Here is a 21,043-nt window from a genome sequence, read left to right as displayed (position 1 = left end):
GCCATGACCGTCAACTCGCTCGAAGCGCTCGATCGCCTTCACTGGGTCCACCCCGTCGCCAACTGGGCCGGCCACGAGAAGCGCGGCGTCACCATCATGAAGTCGGCCAAGGGCGCCTTCATCACGGATTCGGAAGGGCATGAGCTGATCGACGGCTTCGCGGGGCTGTGGTGCGTGAATGTCGGCTACGGGCATGAGAGCATCGTCGAGGCCGCCGCCGCGCAGATGCGCGAGCTGCCCTATGCGACGGGCTATTTCTCCTTCGGCAGCGAGCCCGCGATCCGGCTCGCCGCCAAGCTCGCGGAGCTCCTGCCCGGCGACCTCAACCACATCTATTTCTCGCTCGGCGGCTCGGACGCGATCGACGGCGCGCTGCGGCTGATCCAGTTCTACTACAACGTCACCGGCCGGCCGACGAAGAAGGCGATCCTCTCGCTGGAGCGCGGCTATCACGGCTCGAGCTCGACGGGTGCAGGCGTCACGGCGCTGCCGGCCTTCCATGCGAATTTCGACTTCCCGGCGCATGTCCGGCACTATGTCGCCGCGCCCTACGCCTATCGCAATCCGACCGGCTCCGACGACGCTTCGGTGATCGCGGCCAGCGTCGGCTCGCTGCGGGCCAAGGTGGCGGAACTGGGCGCGGAGAATGTCGCCGCCTTCTTCTGCGAACCGGTGGTCGGCTCAGGCGGCGTGATCGTGCCGCCGAAGGGCTGGCTCAAGGCCATGCGCGACACGGCCGCCGAGCTCGACATCCTGTTTCTCGCCGACGAGGTCATCACCGGCTTCGGCCGGACGGGGCCGATGTTCGCCTGCGAGGCGGAAGGGGTCGTGCCCGATCTGATAACGATGGCGAAGGGGCTGACCTCGGGCTACGCGCCGCTGGGCGCGCTGGCGATCGGCGAAAAGATCTACCGCGGCATCAAGGACAATGCCCCGGAGGGCGGCCCGGTCGGCCATGGCCAGACCTATTCCGGCCATCCGGTTTCCGCCGCGGTCGCGCTCGAAGTGCTCCGGCTCTATGACGAAGGCGGAATCCTGGCCAATGGCCAGCGCGTCGGCGCCTATTTCGAAAGGAAGCTCGCCACTTTGGCCGACCATGCGCTGGTCGGCGAAGTCAGGGCGCGCGGGCTGCTCGCCGGCATCGAGCTCGTGGCCGACAAGGTCAGCAAGGAAAAGCTGCCGCGCAGCGTCAAGCTGGCCGACCATCTCTTCGCTCGCGGCTATGCAAACGGCGTGATCTTCCGTGCCTTTGCCGACGACATCATCGGGCTCGCCCCGCCGCTCTGCTGCAGCGAGAGCGAGATCGACCTGATCGTCTCGCGCCTGCGCCAGACGCTGGACGACATGCTGGCGTTGGCCGAGGTCCAGGCCGCCATGGCGCCCGCGAAGGCGGCCTGAGGCGGCACGATCCCTGCTTGGCCCGGGGGGCGCCGACAGTCTAGGTTGTCGCGACGGTGGCGGCTCCAAAAGGACCTGCGCGCCGGGGATGGGGTGAGGTTTCGTCGTGACACCGGGCGTGCGGCTCGACCGCATCGACATGAAGATCCTGATCGAGCTGCAGAACAACAGCCGGATCACCAACGTCAATCTGGCCGATGCTGTCGGCCTGTCGCCGAGCCCTTGCCTGCTGCGGGTGAAGCGGCTCGAGCAGGCGGGGTTCATCTCCGGCTATGGCGCCACGATCAACCTGGCGAAGCTCGGTGAAACGATCACCGTCTTCACCGAAGTCACCTTGGCCGACCATACCAAGGAGTATTTCATCCGCTTCGAGACCGCGCTGCGCCGCGTCGACGAAGTGGTGGAGTGCCACATGGTCAGTGGCGGATACGACTATCTCGTCAAGTTCGTCACCCGCGGGCTGACGCATTACCAGTCGCTGATCGAGACCCTGCTCGACCGCAACATCGGCATCTCGAAGTATTTCAGCTATGTCGTGATCAAGTCGCCGATCCAGAAACCGGGTTATCCGCTGCCGGTGCTCTTCGACGTTTGACCCTCTCGGCGTTCGCTTTCAGCCCAGCGCCTGGTTGACCAGCCCATAGATGCGCGCGGCGCTGTCCGGTCCGTGGGCCCTTCCGCGGATCATCGGGGTGACCGTGTCGAAGATCGTCAGACCGCAGGATTCCAGGAAGGCGCCGAAGGCGCCCTGTTCCTGGGCGGTGTCGACGCGCAGGAAATCCCCTTGGTGAGCCTGCGCATGCTGGCTGAACAGGGCGATCGCCATCGCGTCATCCTCCGCCACGATGGGGCCGACGACATGGCCGCGGCCGAAGGGACGGCAGAGCGCGAAGCCGACGACCTCGCCCTCGCGTTCCATCAGCGTGCCGGCCGAGACCGGGAGCAGCGCGGTCAGCGCAGGGCGGCGGTCGGCACCATAGGCGCTCGAATCCAGCGCGACGAGCGCGTCGAGATCGCCGGGGAATACCGGGCGCAGGCCGGGTGGGGCGGCGACCGGGTCAGACGGCGGCAGAGCCTTGCCCTGATGCTGGAAGATGCGGCCGATCGGCTCGAAGCCGAGCGAGCGGTAGAGCCTGTAACCGGCCTTGGTCGAGTTGAGGCGGAGGTCCCGCGTGCCTGTCTGCGCGAAGATCATCTCCATCAGCTCGCGACCGGCGCCTTGCGCCTGCAGGCGCGGTGAGGTGATCACCATGCCGACGGTTGCGAAGCGCTCGCCGAAGGGCCACCACATCGCCGAGCCCAGCACCCGGCCGATCGCGTCGCAGGCGACGATGCCGTGGCCGAGCCCGATGACGAGGCGCCAGTCCTCGGGGCGATGCGGCCAGCCGACGCCGATCGACAGCTGATGCAGCTGGTCGAGATCGGACTCCGCCATCGGCCGGATGGCGATCTCGTAGCCAAGCCGGCGTTTTGCCGTTCTGTAAGCCAAGGCCTGTGCCTCACGGGAAGTCCCCGATCATAGGGCCTGCGGCACCGCGCGGGAATAGCATAATTCATACAATACAGCAGGTTAGGCTCGTGCAAGCTGTGTGTTCTCCGCCCCGCCGCGGCGGCCCGTCGCGCCTGCGCGCGGGTGTCGGCTGGGCCCTGTTCCCGATCGAGGCCGATCCGCGATGAAGCTCGAACCCTATTGGCTGGCCTCCGCGCCGCGCTTCACCTCAGGCTCGACGGAGCCGGTCGAGGGCCAAGTCGATGTCGCGGTGATCGGGGGTGGCTTCACTGGCCTCTCGGCCGCGCGCAGCCTGGCGAAGACCGGCGCGCGCGTGGCCGTGCTGGAGGCCGGGCGCGTCGTCGGCGAGGCCTCGGGCCGCAATGGCGGACACTGCAACAATGGCCTCGCGCATGATCTCGGCGGGCTGGCGGCGCAGATCGGCATCGAGCGGGCGAGCGCGCTCTATCGCGTCTTCGACGACGGCGTCGACACGGTCGAGGCGTTGGTGAAGGAGGAGGCGATCGACTGCGACTTCACCCGCACCGGCAAGATCAAGCTCGCGGCGAAGCCGGGGCATTTCGCCAAGCTGCAGAAGAGCGCCGAACTGCTCAAGGCCACCGTCGAGCCCGATCTCGAGGTCGTCGCACCGGGCGATGTCCGGAGCGAGATTGGGTCCTCGGGCTTCCATGGCGGGCTCGTCTTCCCGCGCAGCGCGCACATGCATATGGGCCGCTTCGGCGTCGGTCTCGCGGAGGCCGCCGCACGGGCGGGGGCGCAGATTTATGAAGGCGCCGCGGTGACGGGGCTGCAGCGGATCGCCGGGCAGGCGCACCGCGTCGTCACGACGCGCGGCACGCTGGAAGCCAAACAGGTGCTTCTGGCGACGGGTGCCTCGCGGCAGGGGCCCTTCGCCTGGCTGCGCCGCCGGATCGTGCCCGTCGGCAGCTTCATCATCGCGACCGAGCCGCTCTCGGACAATCTCGCGGCGTCGATCATGCCGACGCGCCGGACCGCGACGACGACGATGAACATCGGCAACTACTTCCGGCTGACGCCCGACAACCGCCTGATCTTCGGCGGGCGGGCGCGCTTCGCCCTGTCGAGCCCGTCCTCGGACGCCAAGAGCGGTGCCATCCTGAAGGCGCGGATGCTCGAGCTGTTCCCGCAGCTTGCGCAGACGCGGATCGACTATTGCTGGGGCGGATTGGTCGACATGACCGCCGACCGGCTGCCGCGCGCCGGCGAGCGCGACGGTGTGTTCTACGCGACCGGCTATAGCGGCCACGGCACGCAGATGTCGGTGCATATGGGGCAGATCATGGCCCGGGTGATGGGCGGGGAAACCGCGGCCAACCCGCTCGCCGGGCTCGACTGGCCGGTGGTGCCAGGCCATTTCGGCCCGCCCTGGTTCCTGCCCTTCGTCGGGATGTATTACCGCTATCAGGACTGGCGGCACTGAGGCGGATCCTGCCGGCCCTCAGCTCTCATCCTGAGGAGCGGGCGAAAAGCCCGCGTCTCGAAGGATGATTCAGGAGGCTCGCGAACCCTCTGGACCATCCTTCGAGACGCCGCTGCGCGGCTCCTCAGGATGAGGGCTGCACAGGAGTGGACGCCGGCTCAGCCGCCGATGTCGATCAGCACCGTCTTGTGGCGCAGATTGGCCTAGACCGCCTGGCGGCCGAGGTCCTTGCCGATGCCGGAACTCTTGTAGCCGCCGGTCGGCAGGATGAAGTCGAGCGTGCGGCTGTAGCGGTTGATCCAGACTGTGCCGGCCTTCAGAGCGCGCATGGCGCGCAGGCCGCGGCCGAGATCGGCGGTGTAGACGCCGGCCGCGAGCCCGTATTCGGGATGGTCGGCGAGGCTCAGCCCCTCCGCCTCGTCGTCGAAGGCCTGGATCGTCAGCACCGGGCCGAATATCTCCTCGCGGACCGCCGCCGTCTGCGCCGTCACGCCTGCAAGCAGCGTCGGCTGGTAGAAAGCGCCGCCATGGCCCTCGATGCGCGTCCCGCCGAGCAGGCATTCCGCGCCCTGCAGGCGGCTGCGTTCGAGGATGTCGTCGATGCGCCTCGCCTGCGTCTCCGAGATGATCGGCGCATAGCTCGTCGCGGCCTTCCAGGTCGGGCCCGGCGCGACCGTGGCGAGCCGCGCCTTCAGCCGTGCAACCAGTTCTTCCATAACCGGGCGCTGGACGATCAGCCGCGAGCCGGCGACGCAGGCCTGGCCGGCATTGGCAAGCAGGGAGCCGGCGATGCAGGCGGCGGCCCTGTCGAGATCGGCATCGGCGAAGACGAGTTGCGGGCTCTTGCCGCCGAGCTCCAGCGTCACCGGCTTGATTCCGGTTTCGGCGGCGGCCTTCATCACGGCGATGCCGGTGCGGGTCGAGCCGGTGAAGGAGAGCTTGGCGATACCCGGATGGCGCGAAAGCGCATCGCCGGTGACGACGCCATTGCCCTGCACGACGTTGAAGATGCCGGCGGGGATGCCGGCCTCGACGGCGAGTTCCGCCAGCCGCACGGTCGAGAACGGGGTCAGCTCTGAGGGCTTCAGCACGATGGCATTGCCGGCGGCGAGCGCCGGGCCGACCTTCCAGGACGCCATGCTGAGCGGGAAGTTCCAGGGCGTGATCGCGCCGACGACGCCGTAAGGCTCCGAGACGATCATCCCGAGGTTGTCATGACGGGTCGCCGCGACCTCGCCGCCGAGCTTGTCGGCCCACTCAGAGAAGAAACGGATGCCTTCCGCGACGCTGGCGACGTCGCCAGTGACGGCCTGGGCGATCGGCCGGGTCGAACCCAGCGCCTCGAGCCGGCCAAGTTCGACCGCGCGCTCCTCGATCAGATCGGCCCAGCGGCGCAGGGCGCGGGCGCGCTCGCGCGGCGGCTGCGACGCCCAGCCGCTCGCCGCGACCGCCTTTGTGGCACTGGCGACGGCGCGATCGACGATGTCGGCGTCGGCGATCGGCAGATCGGCGTAAGCCGCCCCGTCCGAGGGGCGAGCGACGTCGATCCGCTCGCCCGCCTGGACGACCTCGCCGCCGATATAGTGGCCGGTCGCGAAGGCGACCGAATCCGGCGCGAAATCGCTCATCGGGTCAGAGCCCGACGAGGCCGGGGAGGCCGCCGATGTCCTTGATCTCATGCGTGCTGTAATAGGGGTTCGCTGGCTCGTGGCCGCGATTGACGAAAACGCGGGCAGCGATCTTCATGTCACAGGCGGTCATCTGGTCGTAGCGGAAGCTGGACGAGCAGTGCATCACGTCCTGCGGGCCGCAGCCGAGCTGGTCGAACATGTATTCGAAGGCCTGCATGCGGGGTTTGTAAGCCTGGGCCTCCTGCGCCGTGTAGGCGGCATGGAAGGGCGCGCCGAGCTTCGCGACGGAATGCGGGATCAGGTCCGTCATCGAGTTCGAGAGAATGACGAGGGGGATTTCCGTCGCGACCTTGGCGAGGCCGGCCGGTACGTCGGGATGGGGGCCCCAGGTCGGGATCTCGTCGATGATCTTCTGGGCGTCGGCCGGATCATAAGCGAAGCCGTGCAGCTTGCAGGTGCGCGCGACGGCGTTGCGGACGACGTCCTGATAGGGCTTCCAGGGGCCGAGCACCTCGTCGAGGCGATAGCTGCTGAAATCCTCGACGAAGGCGTCCATCTGCGCCGGGGACAGGCGCGAGCCGTAGACCCGCCGCGCCGCGGGACCCATCTCGAAATAGATCAGGGTGCCGTAGCAGTCGAAGGTGATGAATTTCGGCCGCCAGGTGGTCATGGTCCGCTCGCTCTCTGGAAAAGGCGGACATCGCCGCCGATGAGCCGAGACTAGCGTCGGGGAGCGGGGGCGGGCGTGGATTTGCGGGCCGGCGGCCCAAGATTCTGCCGATCAGTTCGGCCGCGGCAGCATGGATTGCCACGCTGACAGCCGGCGCCTCAGAACTCGCCGACCTCGCCCTGCGAGCCGTCGAGCAGGCGGGCATGGCGGAAGGGGCGGGGGTCGACAATCGGGGTATCGCCGGTGGCGAGATCGGCGGCGAGATGGCCGGCGCCGGGGCCGAGCCCGAAGCCATGGCCGCTGAGGCCGGCGGCCAGGACGAGGCCCTTCAGCCTCACGGTCGGCGAGATCACCGGGACGGCATCGGGCGTGGAATCGATGTAGCTGCCCCAGCTCTCCCGAACGGGGACGGCGCGCAGTGCCGGGACCAGCGCATGGGCGCGTTCCAGCAGCGTGGCGATGGCTTTCTGGCTGGGCGCGGGGTCGAGCACGCGGATGCGCTCGAAGGGCGTCTCCTGGTCGAGCGACCAGCGGTTCAGCGCCTCGGGCCCGTTGAAGAAGGAGGAGCCGATCCCGAACTCGACCGCCTTCAGCCGCTTGACGAACATGGGCATGAACTGGCGGGCGAAGCGGATGCCCTGCGGCGTTAGCTCGAGCGTGCCCTTGCCGCTGATGGCGATGGTGTAGCTGCCGTCGAGGCGGCGCGTGAGGGCGATTTCGGGCGTGTAGAAGGCCTCGAGCCAGGCCGGCGCCACTTCCGTGCGCAGGCTGGTGACGCGCACGCTCGCCTGCGGGAAGACGACGCCGTGATGGCGGCAGAAGCCCGAGGCCCAGGCGCCGCCGGAGAGGATGACCGACTGGGTGCGGATCGTGCCCTTTTCGGTGACGACGCCGGTGACGGCGCCATTGGTCACGTCGAGCCCGCGCGCGGCGCAGCCCTGATGGATGGTCGCGCCATGCTGGCGGGCGCCGAGCGCCAGAACCGGCGCGGCGAGCGCCGGTTCGGCCTTGCCGTCGGTCACCGAATGCACGCCGCCGAGCCAGGTGCGGCCGGTGCCTGCCGTCATGGCGGAAGCCTCCGACCCGGTCAGCATGCGCGTCTCGACGCCGAACTGCCGGGCCGTCTCGCGCCAGCGCTCCCATTGCGCGATCTGCGCGGCGTCGTTGCTGGTGTAGACGAGCCCGCAGCGGCGGAAGCCCGGATCCTCGCCGATCTCGGTGGCGAAATCGTCCCACAACTCCATGGAGCGGATCGCAAGCGGGAGTTCGCGGGCGTCGCGGTTCTGCTGGCGGCACCAGCCCCAGTTGCGGCTGGACTGCTCGCCGCCGACGACGCCCTTCTCGACGAGGGCCACCGAGCGGCCGCGCTTCGCCAGGAAATAGGCGGCTGCCGCACCGACAATGCCGCCGCCGATGACGACGACATCGGCCTGAGCGGGCAGGGCGGCGTCGCTGGCGATGGGCTTGATCGTGGGGCTCATGGCAGGTCTCCGGCGGATCCAGGCCGGACCACTAGCGGCGTTTGGCGCCGCTGCCTTGGATCATTTTCGCGTCAGGCGGCCAATGCTGCCTCGACGGCGGCCGCGACCGCAAAGAGCGACGCGTCGCCGCCAGTTTCTCCCATCAGCATCAGCCCGACCGGGGCCTCGCCAGGGCGGTTGCAGGGCAGGCTGATGGCGCAGCGGTCGAGGAAGTTGCCGAGGCTCGGATTGCGCAGCAGGAGCGCGTTGAGGCGGTAATACTCCGCGTCCTCGGCCAGTTCCGCGATACGCGGCGCCACGATCGGGCAGGTCGGCATCAGCAGGGCGTCAAAGGGGGCGGTCAGCGCGTCCATCGCCGCAATGATGCGACGGCGTGCCGCGGTCAGGGCGACATAGTCGGCGGCGGTCATCGCGGCGCCGGCCTCGATGCGGCTGCGGACGCGCGGATCGTAGAGATCGCCCTTGGCGGCGAGCAGATCGCGATGCCAGTCATAGGATTCTGGCCCGGTGAAGCCGCCGCGGCTCATCGCGGGAGCGATGTCGAGCAACGGCGAGAACGAGACCTCCGTGATCCGGGCGCCCTGCGCCGTCAGCGACGCGACCGCGCGCTCGAAGGCGGCAGCGACGGTTGCGTCCATGCCGTCGCGCATGATCTCGCGGGGAATGGCGAGGCGCAGGCCCGCAAGCGGGCGCGCCTTCGGCAGCGCAGGGGTCTCTCCGGCGAGGACCGCATCGACGATGGCACAGCAGGCGACGCTGGCGCCGAGCGGCCCGAGCGAATCGAGGCTGCCCGAGAGCGGCACGACGCCGTCGAGCGGCACGCGCCGCGCGGTCGGCTTGTAGCCGACGATGCCGCAGAGCGCGGCGGGGATGCGGCAGGAGCCGCCGGTGTCGCTGCCGAGCGCGACCACCGACATGCCGTCCGCGACCGCCACCGCCGAGCCGGAGGAGGAGCCGCCGGGGATGCGGGCAGCGGCGCGGTCCCAGGGGCTGAGCGGCGTGCCGTAATGCGGGTTGGCGCCGATGCCGGAATAGGCAAATTCGGTCATGTTGGTGCGGCCGACGGGAATGAAGCCGGCCGCCAGCATGCGCGCGATCGTCGGGGCGTGGGCCCTGGCGGGTGCGGCGTCGGCGAGCGCGCGCGAGCCCGCCATCGTGACCTCGCCCGCGATGTCGAACAGGTCCTTCACCGCGAAGGGGATGCCGGCATAGGGCGAGGGCGCGCGCCCGGCGCGGCGCAGGGCGTCATGGGCATCGGCTGCGGTACGAGCGGCTTCGGCTGAAATGGAGATGAAGGTGCGGGCACCTTCGCCTGCCGGATCGGCGATCGCCGCCAGGCAGTTCTCGACCAGGGCGCGCGCCGTGGTGGCGCCGCTCGCCAGCGCTTCGGCGCAGCCTTGCACGGTCCGCAGCATGATCGTCTCTCCCGATGCAGTCAGGCGTCCGGCTTACCGCCGCGCGCCGGCGAAATCCATGTCGCGCCGGCGGTCCTCACACCCTCGCCGTCATCCCGGGCGCAGCGAAGCGGAGACCCGGGATCCATGCCTGAACCTTCCTCGGAAGCGCTCCGGCATGGATCCCGGATCGGCGCCGCTGTCGCGGCTTGTCCGGGATGACGTCGGGTGAAACGGGAGGCGATTGAGGCGAAGAGTCAACCACCCGCTCACATCAGCCCGGGTTCGCCCAGATCGGTGCCGTCGACGAGGCGGCTGTAGCGGTAGGGGTGGGGATCGACGATGGGAGCGTCGCCGGTGATGAGGTCGGCCGCGAGCTTGCCCGCCGCCGGCCCGACGCCGAAGCCGTGGCCGCTGAAGCCGGCCGAGACATAGAGGCCGGGCAGCTTGTCGATCGGGGAGATCACCGGCACCCAGTCGGGCGTGAAGTCGATCAAGCCGCCATATTTATGTGCGATCTTCACATCGGCGAGTTGCGGATAGATCTCGGCGATGCGCTTCAGCGCGAAGCTGATCAGCTTCTCCTGCGGCGGCGGATCGAAGGTCCGCATCCGCTCGAAGGGGGAGACGCTGTCATTGCTCCAGCGCATCAGCGCCTCGGGACCGGCGAAGAAGGTCTTGTCCGCGGTGATGGTCAGGAGCTTGTGGCGCTTCTTGAAGGTCCGCCAGAACGGCCTGGCGTACATCATGCCCTGCGGGCTGAGCCTCAGCAGACCGCGGCCGCTGATGCCGATGGTGTAGCCGCCGTCGAGTCGGCGGCGGAAGGTGACGTCCGGCGTCGAGATGCCTCCCTCGGTGATCGGCGGGCCGGAAATCGGCGCGGTGAACATCGACGTCGACTGGACGCCCGCGAGCGGCATGTCGATGCCGTGATGCCGGCAGAACATCGAGGTCCAGACGCCGCCGGCGACGAGCACGCTGCTCGTCCTGATCGTGCCCTTTTCCGTCACGACGGCGGAGACACGGCCGGCCGAGGTTTCGAGGCCGCGCGCCGCGCAGTCCTGATGGATGGTGACGCCGAGCCGGCGTGCGGCTTCGGCGAAGGCGGGCACGGCGAGCGCAGGCTCGGCCTTGCCGTCGCTCGGCGAATGGACGCCGCCGATCCAGTTCTCGGTCGAGCCCGGCGACATCTCCTTCGCCTCGGCGGCAGAGAGGACGCGGCTGTGCATCTGCATCTCGCGGGCCTTGTCGATCCAGCCGGACCAGGCGGCGAGGTCGGACGGCTTGGTCGTGACATAGACGAGGCCGGTGTGGCGGAAGCCGGTCTCGGCGCCGAGCTCCTCGTTCATGCCCTTCCACATTTCGAGCGCGCGCTGGGCGAGGGGGAGTTCGCGCAGGTCGCGGTTCTGCTGGCGGCACCAGCCCCAGTTCCGGCTCGACTGCTCGCCGGCGACATAGCCCTTCTCGACCACGGCGACGGAGTGGCCCTTCTTCGCGAGATGATAGGCGGTGGTGATGCCGGCGACGCCGCCGCCGATGACCACGACGTCGGCTTGGGCGGGCAGCGTCTCGTCGCTGTGGATGCGGGTGACCGGGGGCGACATGGCTGCGGCGATCCTTCGGCAGAAACCGGAAACGGGGCCTCGATAGCACCGCATCCCGACAGAAGCCTATGCCAAAGGCATGCCGGCAAACGGCAGATTCTGTGCACCTGCCGCGGACGATCGGCGTTGGATGTCGCGGCCGTCCCTTTAGCCTCAGAGCAGGGCGGGCAAGCCGCCGCCGCGATGACCTGCCGCAGAAGCAGGCGCGTCACTCACAACGAGGGGTTCACCATGACCAAGATCGCCGACGGCCACTCCCTGCCCATGCCCGCTATCCACCGGCGCGATGTGCTCGCGCTCGGTGCCGGCGGCCTGCTCGCGGCTTCCGGCCTGGGCAGCGCCCGCGCCCAGACCAAGGCCGCACCGCCGCCGCCGTCCAAGCCCACCGGCCAGGTTGTCGTCGGTCTCTTGCAGGAGCCGACCGCCTTCAACCCGCTGATGCCGGGCATCGAGGTCGACGAGACGGTCTGGATGCAGATCTTCAACACGCTCTGGGTCGCCGATCCCAAGGGCAATCTGATCCCCGACCTCGCCGTCGAGATCCCCAGCGAGGCCAATGGCGGCATTTCTGAGGGCGGCCTGGCCTGGAAGGTGAAGCTGCGCGAGGGCGTGACCTGGCATGACGGCACGCCCTTCACCGCCGAGGACGTCAAATACACGCTCGAATTGATCGTGGCGCCGGGCTTCAAGAGCCGCACCCGCGTCGGCCACGCCTTCGTCAAGGACATCAAGGTCAACGGGCCGCTGGAGATCTCCTGGCGGATGGAGAAGGCCTATGCGCCCTATCTGGCGCTGCTCTCTAACACCTATATCGTGCCCAAGCACCTGCTCGAGAAGGCGGCCGACCCCAACACGGCGCCCTACAATGCCGCCCCCGTCGGCACCGGCCCGTTCAAATGGGGTACGCGGACGCCCGGCGACAACATCCAGCTCGTCGCCAACGAGAAATTCCACGGCAAGGGCCCCTATCTGGAGCGCGCCGTCCTCAAATACGTGCCTGACCAGACCGCGCTCTACGCGCAGTTCCGCACCGGGCAGGTCGATCTCATCATCGGCACCGGCATTCCGGCCAATTTCTATGCCGAGGCGGTGAAGCTGCCGGGCCGCAAAGTCGTCAAGATCCCGAGCGCCTCGCTCGAGATCCTGATGCCGAACCTCGAACACCCGGTGCTCAAGGACAAGGCGGTGCGCAAGGCGCTCTACGCCTCGATCAACAAGCAGGCGATCATCGACATCATCTATTACGGCCTGCACACTCCGACCGAATCCTTCGCGCCGCAGGATTCCTGGGCCTACAACCCCAACCTGCCCAAGCAGACTTACGATCTCGCGCTCGCCAACAAGATCCTCGACGACGCCGGCTGGAAGCGGTCCGGCTCCGGTACGCGCATGAAGGACGGCGTGCCGCTCAGCTTCGCCGTCTCGACCACGACGGGCGCGGCGCTGCGCGAGCAGACCCAGCAGCTGATGATGCAGGACTGGGCCCAGATCGGCGTGAAGATGACGATCAACAACATGCCGGCGGCGGTGATCTGGGGCGAGTTCTACACCCGATCCAAATTCGACTCGCTGATCGTCGGAACCGCGTTCCGGACGGTGATCGATCCCGATCCGGCGCATCGCTTCGGCTCGGATGCGATCCCGGCCAAGTCCGGCAACGGCGCCAACCAGATGCAGTGGCAGAACGCCGAGGCCGATGCGCTGATGAAGGAGGGGCAGACCACCTTCGATCAGGAGAAGCGCAAGGCGATCTACTGGAAGCTGCAGGAACTCGTCCGCGAGGAGCTGCCGATCCTGCCGATCTACCAGTACGCCCCGGTCGAGGGCTACAAGGAAGGCCTGATCGGCTACGAGCCCAACGTCAATGCCCGCCAGAACACCTGGAACATGGGCAGCTGGTACTGGGCGCGCTGAGACCATGACGCGCCTCCGCCCGGATCCCTTTACCGCGAAGCCGAGCGCGCCATGAGCGGCTTTCTTCTGCAAAGACTGATGCAGGCGATCCTGTTGCTGCTCATCGTCTCGATGATCGGCTTCGCGATCCTGCATCTGGCTCCGGGCGGGCCGCTGTCGCAATTCGCGGCCGGCGGCGAGATGAACCAGGAGGATCTCGACCGGATCATCGAGCAACTCGGGCTGAACCGGCCTCTGCCGGTTCAGTATGCCGAGTGGCTCTGGCGCATGCTGCGCGGCGACTGGGGCCTGTCCTATCGCGACCAGCAGCCGGTGCTGCACATCATCGCCGGCCATCTCGGGCCGACGCTGGAGCTGATGCTGACCTCGACGCTGCTCGCGATGATGATCGGCGCCTGGATCGGCATCATCGGAGCCGTGAAGCGCTACTCGCTGTTCGACAGCGTCGCCACGATCGGCACGATGATCGCGCTGTCGATCCCGACCTTCTGGTTCGGCCTGGTGGTGATTTACGTCTTCTCGGTCGGCCTCGGCTGGTTGCCCTCCGGCAACCGCTTCACCATCGGCGACGGCTCCTTCCTGAACCGGCTGCACCATCTGGTCGGCCCCTGTGTCGTGCTGGCGCTGGTCTCGACGGCGGTCTGGAGCCGCTACATGCGCTCCTCGATGCTGGACGTGATCAACCAGGATTTCGTCCGCACGGCGCGGGCCAAGGGCGTGCCGGAGCGGCGCATCCTGCTGCAGCATGTGCTGCGCAACGCGCTGCTGCCGATGATCACGATCACCGGGCTGCATGTGCCCTCGCTGCTTTCGGGGGCGCTCGTCACCGAGACGGTGTTCACCTGGCCCGGCATGGGGCGGCTCTTCCTCGATTCGATCAGCTACCGCGACTATCCGGTGGTGATGGGCATCCTGATGTTCACGGCGGTGATGGTGCTGCTCGGCAGCCTGCTCGCGGACCTCCTCTACGGTGTCGCCGATCCCCGTATCGCCAGGAGCGGCCGATGAGCCTCGATCCCACGCTCGACGCTCTGCCCGCCCGCGCGGAGGGCTTCTGGAACAGCCGCGGCATGCGCCGCTTCCGGCGCCACAAGCTCGCTGTGTTCGGCGCCGTGACGATCATCCTGATGACGCTCGCCTGCGTCTTCGGGCCGATGCTGCTGCCCTATAGCGATACCTTCATCGACATCCGGCAGCGTTTCGCGCCGCCCTTCTCGGGGCCGCACATTCTCGGCACCGATCCGCTCGGCCGCGACATTCTCGCGAGGCTGCTGATGGCGGGCCGGATCTCGCTCGCCGTCGGGTTCTGCGCGATGGTGCTGGCGATGGGGATCGGCATCGCGGTGGGCGTCGCTGCCGGCTTCTACGAGGGCGTGATCGGGGCGGCGCTGATGCGCTTCGTCGATGCGATGCTCTGCTTCCCCTCGATCTTCCTGCTGCTGGCGATCTCGGCGCTGATCTCGCCGTCCGTGCCCTCGATCGTCATCCTGATCGCGATGACCTCCTGGATGGAGGTCGCGCGCGTGGTGGAAGCCCAGATCCGCTCCCTGCGGACGCGGGAATTCGCGCAGGCCGCCGTCGCCATGGGTTCGAGCAACATGCGCATCATGGTGCGCGAGCTCCTGCCCAATGCGATCGCGCCGATCGTGGTCGCCGCGACGCTGAACGTCGCTCATGCGATCCTGGCCGAGAGCTACATCTCCTTCCTCGGCTACGGCATCCAGCCGCCGACGCCGAGCTGGGGCAACATGCTGGAGAACGCGCAGAGCTACCTTACGAGCGCGCCCTGGCTTGCGATCATTCCCGGCGCAGCGATCACGCTGGCGGTGACGAGCTTCAACTTCGTCGGCGACGGCCTGCGCGACGCGCTCGACCCGCGCATGGACCTGCCGTGACGGGGATGGCCGTGACGGGATCGGTCGCGTCGATCTGGCGCTATCCGGTCAGTTCGATGGGCGGGGAGCGGCTGGAGCAGGCGCCGGTCGGCCCGTCGGGGATCGAGGGCGATCGCATCTGGGGGCTGCTCGATGCACAGACGGGGAGGATCGCCTCGCCGGGCCGCGAGCGGCATTTCATCGAGGTTCCCCGCGGCCATGCGCGCTTCGCCGGCGCGGGCGTCGCGCTTTCCGTCGATGGTGAGAGCTGGGCCGGCCCCGACGATCCCGTAACCCTCGAGGCGCTCGCGGCGGTCTTCGGATTCCGCCCGCTGCTGAAGCCCTTCGACCCCGTTCCCGGGGAGGGCTTCCGGCCGCGCTACGAGCATGCGCCGCTGCACATCGTGACCACGGCCGCCATGCGCAGCCTTGGGCGCGACCATCCCGAGAGCGTCATCGACGAACGGCGCTTCCGCCCCAGTCTCGTCGTCGACTGGGCGGATGAGGCCGAGGCGATGCCGGAACAGGGCTGGATCGGGCGGGAGATCCGCGTCGGCGATGTCGTGCTAACGGGCCGCGAACCCTGCGGGCGCTGTGGCTTCATCACTCTCGAACAGGAGGGGTTGCCGCTCGATGTCGAGCTGCTGCGAACCATCGTGAAGCGCTACGGGCGCAATTTCGGCATCTATTGCGACGTGGTCGTGCCGGGAGAGATTCGCGTGGGAGACTTTGTCGAGATTTCCTAGCCATCGCGTCGTCCCGGGCGACCGGAGGGAGACCCGGGACCCATTCCGGAACCTCTCCGGCCGCGCTCCGGCCTGGATCCCGGCTCTTCGCTACGCTTCGGCCGGGATGACCGTACCGCTCAGGCGGCACGTCCCTCAGTCTGCTGCCTGCAGGACCTCCGGCACCTGCGGATAGTCGCGCCGCACGGCGGTGAAGGCCGCCTCCACGTCGCCGCCAATGCCCGCCTCGCGCATCGCGGCGAAGAGCTTGGTCTTGACGAAGAAGCGCCAGTGGACCGGCAGGGCCGCGAGCAGGCTGGTCAGTGCGTCGTAGTTGCGGTCCGTCCAGAGGCGCTCGAAGGCCTCGCGCTCCGGACCGTAATGGAAATGGGTGGTGTTAACGTCCTTGCGCATCTCTGCCCGGAGGGCCGCGGTCGCCTCGGCATCGACGACGCCGTCGGTGATCACCACGCCGTAGCGCGCCTTCGCCGCCGCGAGCCCGACATAGCCGCGCTCGACATCGAGCCGCACCCGCTCCGGCTCGCGATCCAGCGGGCAGCCGCGCCCGCCCCCGCCCGGGGAATGGATGTGGATGACGTCGCCGGGTTCGGCGATCGCGATGTCGGTGTTCCCGAGGATGCGTTCGCCGGCCGCGCCGGGTTTGATGATGAAGTTCGAGGTTTCGGCCGACAGGCCACCCAGCGTGCCCCAGGGGCGGAAGATCGAGCGGTCGCGGTTGCGCACGGTGATGCGCGAGTTCGGCGCGAAGACCTTGAACTCCATCACGGTGGCGAGGCCGCCGCGCCAGCGGCCGGGGCCGCCCGAATCCGGCAGCAGGCCATAGCGGGTGAACTGGATCGGCACCTCGGTCTCGGTGATCTCGATCGGCGTGTTCTTGAGATAGGCGGCGTCGGCGCCCGAGCCGTTGGTGCCGTCGCGATGGGGCATGCCGCCGCCGCCGCCGACGACCGGGTTGATCGCGGCGATGACGCTGCGATGGGTGCGCTCGTCGGTGGTCATGACGTTGACGATGGAGCTCGAGCCCGCCGGCGCGGCGGGCATGCGCTCGGGCACGGCGAGGCTGAAGGCGCCGAAAACCAGGCTGCGCAGTCTGGCACAAGTCAGGCTGCGCATGCCGACGGCGGCCGGGAAGGTTGGATTCAGCACCGTGCCCTCGGGCGCGATGCAGGTGAAGGGCCGGGTCAGGCCGGAGTTGAGCAGGATCTGCGGGTTGAGCGTGTAGAGGACGTAGTAGACGCCGACCAGCAGCAGGGTGTGGCGCGGGTCTGAACCCGTGGGCACGTTGAGCGAGGAGCCGAGCTGCGGGTCCGAGCCGGTGAAATCGAGGATCGCCTCGTCGCCCTTGATCGTCAGCGTCAGCTTGAGGCGGCAGGGGTTGCCGTCGACGCCGTCCTCGTCGGCATAGTCGGCGAAGATGTATTCGCCGTCCGGCATCCCGCGCAGGATGTCGCGGGCCTGATGTTCGGCATAGTCCATCAGCCCGTCGAGGCCGTCCATGAAGCCCTTGGCGCCGAACTTCCGGACCATGGCCAGGATCTTGCGCTCGCCGGTGTTGAGCGCCCCGGCGAGCGCCTTCAGGTCGCCCATGTTGAGGGCGGGCTTGCGGACGTTCATCGTCATGATCCGCAGGATCGTCTCGTCGAAGGCGCCGTCGCGCATCAAGGTCATCGGCGGGAAGCGGATGCCCTCCTGATGGATTTCCGTCAGCGAGCGGGAGAGCGAGGCCGGCACCGCGCCGCCCATGTCGGTGTTGTGGACGTGGCCGCCGACGAAGCAGACGATCTCGCCCTCGTGGAAGATCGGCTTCCACAGATGCGTGTCAGGCGCGTGGGTGGCGAGATAGCCGCTATAGGGATCGTTGGTGAAGGCGATGTCGCCGGGCCGGTATTCGTCGACGAGCTCGATCGCACGGTTGTAGTTCATGCCCGGATACCAGGTCGCGCCGAGATCCATCGGCACCGCGACGACGCGGCCGGTCTTGTCCATCACCATCACGGTGAAGTCCTCGGTCTCCTTGACGAAGGTCGAGTGGGCCGTGCGGTAGAGCGTGTAGGCCATGTTCTCGGCCGCCGCCCGGCAATGGTTCGCCAGAACCTGCAAGGTGATCTTGTCGACCATGATCAGGCCTCGCTGCGCAGAATAAGGTGGAGATTGAGATGGGCATCGACCTCGGCGTCGAAGCCTTCGGGGATGCAGATCGTCGTGTCCTGCTGAGCGACGACGGCCGGCCCTGAAAAGCGGTGGCCGTTGCGCAGGGCATCGCGGTGGTGGAGATCGACCTCGCGGGTGGCGCCGTCGAGCCAGACCTCGATCCGGCGCGCGGGCGTCGCCATCGCCGCCCGCTGGTCCGCCGTCGCTGCGGGCCGGGGGCGCGGCGTCGCGCCGCTGACGACCAGACGCAGATTGACGATCTGCACCTCGGCACCGACGTCGTTGAAATCGTAGATGGCGAGATGCTGGCGGTGGAAGGCGGCCGTCATGGCGGCGAGGTCGCCGTCGCGCAGCCAGGCTTCATCCAGCGACACCTCGATCTCGAAGGACTGGCCGTGATAGCGCATGTCGGCGCTCAAGGTTTCGACCACGGGGCCGTCGAAGCCCTGGTCCGGCCGGATCCAGGCCAGCCCATCCGCCTTGAGTTTGGCCAGCGCCTCGCGCAGCAGCGGCAGCGCATCCGGCACGGCCGCGGCGAAGACGGTCTGGATGAAGTCGCCCTTCACATCGGCGATCAGCCCGCCGAGCGCGCTGACCACGCCCGGCCGGTGCGGCACCAATACGCGGGGGATGCCGAGTTCGCGTGCCAGGAAGCAGCCGAGCATCGGCCCCGCGCCGCCGAAGGGCATCAGCGTGAAGTCGCGCAGATCGACGCCGTAGCGCGCCACCAGCTTGTTGACCTCGACGAACATCTCGGAGACCGCGACCGCGATGATCGCCTCGGCGGTGGCCTGAGGCGTCTGGTCGAGGCGTCCCGCCACCTCTCCGATCACCGCGTCGGCCCGGGCGCGGTCCATGCCGATCTGGTTGTAGGCGAGGGGCGTGTGGCCGAGGAAGCCGCTCGCCGCCATCGCGTCGGTGACGGTGGCGCGCGTGCCGCCGCGCCCATAGCAGGCGGGCCCCGGCGTCGAGCCGGCGCTTTCGGGGCCGACCTTGAGCACGCCGAAATCATCCGCCCAGGCGATCGAGCCGCCGCCGCTGCCGATCGAGGTCACGGAGACGGATGGCAGGAAAAGCGGGAAGTCGCCGACGACCTCGCCGGTGCCGAATTGCGGCTGACCGTCGATGATGAGCGCGAGGTCGGCGCTGGTGCCGCCGATGTCGAGCGTCAACACGTTGCCGACACCGGCCTGCTCGGCCAGCCAGGCGGCGCCGATGACGCCCGAGGCCGTGCCCGAGAGCAGCATGTTGACGCAAGCGCGCTTGCCCGTCGGGGCGTTCATGATGCCGCCGTTCGACTTGGTCAGCATCGGGGCGGCCGGCACGCCGCGCGAGGCGAGCGCGTCTTCCAGCGCCGTGAGATAGCCCGCCACGCGAGGGTGGACGTACCCGTTCAGGATCGCCGTCGTCGTGCGCTCATATTCGCGGATCACCGGCCAGACCTCGCTGGTGGTGAAGACGAAGAGTTCGGGCGCGAGCTCCGCGATCAGCGCCTTCGCCTGCGCCTCGTGGGCGCCGTTGCGATAGGCATGGAGGAAGGAGACGATGACGCCATCGATGCCCTTGGCGCGGATGGCGGCCACGGCAGCGGCGAGGCCGTCGGTGTCGAGCGGCTCGGCGATCTCGCCGCTGGCGAGCTGGCGCTGGCGAACGCCGTGGATGCGGTCGCGCGGGATCAACTGCTCGGGCCTGGCGCAGAACAGCGAGTACATCTCCGGCATACGCAGCCGGGCGAGCTCGATCACGTCCTCGAAGCCCGCCGTCGTGATCAGCGCCAGCCGGCTGCCCTTGCGCTGGATGATGGTGTTGATGCCGACCGTGGTGCCGTGGACGAAGGAGACGACCTCCCCGGGCGCGATGCCATGGCGCTCCTGCAGCAGGCGCAGCCCGTCGAGCAGTTCCTTGCCCGGTTCGTCCGGCGTGGTCAGGACCTTAATGGTTTCGACGCGGTCGGTGCCGGTCTCGAGGGCGCAGAAGTCGATGAAAGTGCCGCCGATGTCGACGCCGATACGCCAGCTCATGATGTGCCTGTCCGTGAAGTGCGTCGCCATCTCGGGGCGGGCGTGCCTCGTCGTCAAAGACCAAGCCCACCCAGCTCTATAAGACTGGCTTATGGTCTGGCCCCGGTGCCGCCAGCAGCCCGAGATCGCGGCAGGCGGTGCGCAGATGGGCGCGCAGGAGATCGTGGCTGCGCGAGAGCGGGCGGCGCGCGCTGGTCAGCAGGCAGAGCGGCAGCGAGACCTCGGGCAGGAAAGGCCTGGTCACGAGGCCGGGAAAGCTGTGCCAAGGCAGTAGGCCGTCGACGACCGCGACCCCGAGCCCCTGCTGGACGAAGGCGAGGCCGATGATCGAGACGTCGATCTCCATTTCCGGCTGGAAAACCAGCCCTTCGCGGCCGAAGGCCTCGCGCAGCAACCGCCCCTGCAGGGAGGTGGCGCGGTATGAGATCAGCGTTTCCTCGCGCAGGTCGGCGGTTGCGATCGAGGGCTTCTGCGCCAGCTCATGGCCCGCGGGCAGGACGCAGACCATCCGCGTCCGGCCGATGATCTCGGTGTCGATCCCCGCCATCGGCTCGTCGGTCATGGCGACGCCGAGCCCGGCCTGGCCGTCGTCCAGCATGCGCATGATGATCTCGGCCGGAACGACATAGGAGAGCAGGCGCAACCCGGGATGGGTGCTGCGGAAATGGCGTAGCGCCTCGGGCACGACCGAAAGGGAGGGCGGTGCCGAGGCGGCGAGGCGCACGATGCCGGCCTTGCCGTGGCGCAGGTCTCGGGCGCGGCCGCGCAGCGCCTCCAGATCGCCGAACAGGCGCTCGACCTCGGGGTAAAGATCCTCGGCCTCCGGGGTCGGGATCAGCCGGCCCTTGACCCGCTGGAACAGCTTGAAGCCGAGTTCGTCCTCGGTGTGCAGCAGGATCTGGCTGAGCGCCGGCTGCGAGACGTTCAAGGCTTCGGCGGCGCTGGTGAGCGTGCCGCAGCGCATCACCATCCGGAACACTTCGATCTGGCGGGCGCGCATTGATTCACTCCAGCCCGAGCCGCGGGCGAGGCAACTCCACAGGGGGATTCGTCATGGCGCAAGAGGGCGCGGCTGTCGGCCGGAGGCGCGGGGCGCGATTCTCAACGATCCGTTAAGCGCGTTGGGAGGGCGGTCTCCGATCTGCTCATTAAATCGGCAGCTTCGGGCATCTTGCATACAATTGCACGAGGGCCGCGCAAGATGACGC

At 68.4% G+C, this 21,043-nt stretch carries 16 protein-coding genes; 7 read left to right on the top strand and 9 right to left on the bottom strand.

Features of this window, described 5'->3' with window-relative positions; all coding sequences use genetic code 11:
- Positions 1 to 3: 3 nt before the first annotated feature.
- Positions 4 to 1,398, top strand: coding sequence for an aminotransferase class III-fold pyridoxal phosphate-dependent enzyme (locus ACFPN9_RS00955; protein WP_066722025.1), 1,395 nt, complete (start codon positions 4 to 6; stop codon positions 1,396 to 1,398).
- 118 nt (positions 1,399 to 1,516) lie between these two features.
- Positions 1,517 to 1,993 carry an Lrp/AsnC family transcriptional regulator gene (locus ACFPN9_RS00950; RefSeq protein WP_197426652.1) on the top strand — a complete coding sequence of 159 codons (477 nt, stop codon included), beginning with the start codon at positions 1,517 to 1,519 and terminating at the stop codon, positions 1,991 to 1,993.
- Positions 1,994 to 2,011: 18 nt separating this feature from the next.
- Here the strand turns inward: ACFPN9_RS00950 and ACFPN9_RS00945 are convergent, their stop codons facing one another.
- The gene (locus ACFPN9_RS00945; protein ID WP_066722027.1) at positions 2,012 to 2,833 is read right to left on the bottom strand and encodes a GNAT family N-acetyltransferase; all 822 of its coding nucleotides are present in this window, start codon (positions 2,831 to 2,833) and stop codon (positions 2,012 to 2,014) included.
- 238 nt (positions 2,834 to 3,071) lie between these two features.
- On the opposite strand from ACFPN9_RS00945, the gene ACFPN9_RS00940 reads away from it, so the two are divergent.
- A complete protein-coding gene (locus tag ACFPN9_RS00940; RefSeq protein WP_066722028.1) occupies positions 3,072 to 4,349 on the top strand; it encodes an NAD(P)/FAD-dependent oxidoreductase in 1,278 nt (425 codons plus the stop codon).
- Between the two features lie 203 nt (positions 4,350 to 4,552).
- On the opposite strand, the gene ACFPN9_RS00935 is transcribed toward ACFPN9_RS00940, so the two are convergent.
- The 5 genes from ACFPN9_RS00935 to ACFPN9_RS00915 all read right to left on the bottom strand — a co-directional run bounded on the left by ACFPN9_RS00935 (position 4,553) and on the right by ACFPN9_RS00915 (position 11,129).
- Entirely contained in the window at positions 4,553 to 5,977 is a 1,425-nt protein-coding gene (locus tag ACFPN9_RS00935) for an aldehyde dehydrogenase family protein (protein ID WP_066722030.1), read from the bottom strand.
- A 4-nt stretch (positions 5,978 to 5,981) separates the two neighbouring features.
- Positions 5,982 to 6,650 carry a haloacid dehalogenase type II gene (locus ACFPN9_RS00930; RefSeq protein WP_066722032.1) on the bottom strand — a complete coding sequence of 223 codons (669 nt, stop codon included), beginning with the start codon at positions 6,648 to 6,650 and terminating at the stop codon, positions 5,982 to 5,984.
- A 158-nt stretch (positions 6,651 to 6,808) separates the two neighbouring features.
- Complete coding sequence (locus ACFPN9_RS00925) at positions 6,809 to 8,131, bottom strand: NAD(P)/FAD-dependent oxidoreductase (RefSeq protein WP_066722034.1); 1,323 nt, start codon at positions 8,129 to 8,131, stop codon at positions 6,809 to 6,811.
- 71 nt (positions 8,132 to 8,202) lie between these two features.
- The gene (locus tag ACFPN9_RS00920; protein ID WP_066722036.1) at positions 8,203 to 9,546 is read right to left on the bottom strand and encodes an amidase; all 1,344 of its coding nucleotides are present in this window, start codon (positions 9,544 to 9,546) and stop codon (positions 8,203 to 8,205) included.
- A gap of 248 nt (positions 9,547 to 9,794) precedes the next feature.
- Complete coding sequence (locus tag ACFPN9_RS00915) at positions 9,795 to 11,129, bottom strand: NAD(P)/FAD-dependent oxidoreductase (RefSeq protein WP_066722038.1); 1,335 nt, start codon at positions 11,127 to 11,129, stop codon at positions 9,795 to 9,797.
- 231 nt (positions 11,130 to 11,360) lie between these two features.
- Between ACFPN9_RS00915 and ACFPN9_RS00910 the strand changes: the two genes are divergently transcribed.
- The 4 genes from ACFPN9_RS00910 (at position 11,361) to ACFPN9_RS00895 (ending at position 15,663) form a co-directional block, all read left to right on the top strand.
- The gene (locus ACFPN9_RS00910) at positions 11,361 to 13,043 is read left to right on the top strand and encodes a peptide ABC transporter substrate-binding protein (protein ID WP_066722040.1); all 1,683 of its coding nucleotides are present in this window, start codon (positions 11,361 to 11,363) and stop codon (positions 13,041 to 13,043) included.
- Between the two features lie 51 nt (positions 13,044 to 13,094).
- Positions 13,095 to 14,051: an ABC transporter permease gene (locus ACFPN9_RS00905; protein WP_066722043.1), complete on the top strand. Its 957-nt coding sequence runs from the start codon at positions 13,095 to 13,097 to the stop codon at positions 14,049 to 14,051.
- Positions 14,052 to 14,113: 62 nt separating this feature from the next.
- A complete protein-coding gene (locus ACFPN9_RS00900) occupies positions 14,114 to 14,938 on the top strand; it encodes an ABC transporter permease (RefSeq protein ID WP_066722251.1) in 825 nt (274 codons plus the stop codon).
- Positions 14,939 to 14,943: 5 nt separating this feature from the next.
- Positions 14,944 to 15,663 carry an MOSC domain-containing protein gene (locus ACFPN9_RS00895; protein ID WP_066722044.1) on the top strand — a complete coding sequence of 240 codons (720 nt, stop codon included), beginning with the start codon at positions 14,944 to 14,946 and terminating at the stop codon, positions 15,661 to 15,663.
- Positions 15,664 to 15,798: 135 nt separating this feature from the next.
- Here the strand turns inward: ACFPN9_RS00895 and ACFPN9_RS00890 are convergent, their stop codons facing one another.
- The 3 genes from ACFPN9_RS00890 to ACFPN9_RS00880 form a co-directional block, all read right to left on the bottom strand.
- Positions 15,799 to 17,781, bottom strand: coding sequence for a hydantoinase B/oxoprolinase family protein (locus tag ACFPN9_RS00890; RefSeq protein WP_066722046.1), 1,983 nt, complete (start codon positions 17,779 to 17,781; stop codon positions 15,799 to 15,801).
- Positions 17,782 to 17,783: 2 nt separating this feature from the next.
- Positions 17,784 to 19,835, bottom strand: a complete 2,052-nt coding sequence (locus tag ACFPN9_RS00885; RefSeq protein ID WP_377814958.1) for a hydantoinase/oxoprolinase family protein — start codon at positions 19,833 to 19,835, stop codon at positions 17,784 to 17,786.
- Positions 19,836 to 19,911: 76 nt separating this feature from the next.
- Positions 19,912 to 20,835 carry a LysR family transcriptional regulator gene (locus ACFPN9_RS00880; protein ID WP_066722051.1) on the bottom strand — a complete coding sequence of 308 codons (924 nt, stop codon included), beginning with the start codon at positions 20,833 to 20,835 and terminating at the stop codon, positions 19,912 to 19,914.
- Positions 20,836 to 21,043 lie beyond the last annotated feature (208 nt).

Source organism: Allobosea massiliensis (genome assembly GCF_042655245.1).
Lineage (GTDB): Bacteria > Pseudomonadota > Alphaproteobacteria > Rhizobiales > Beijerinckiaceae > Allobosea > Allobosea massiliensis.
The sequence above is the reverse complement of the archived record's forward strand: the minus strand, read 5'-3'. Positions and strand labels throughout refer to the sequence as shown.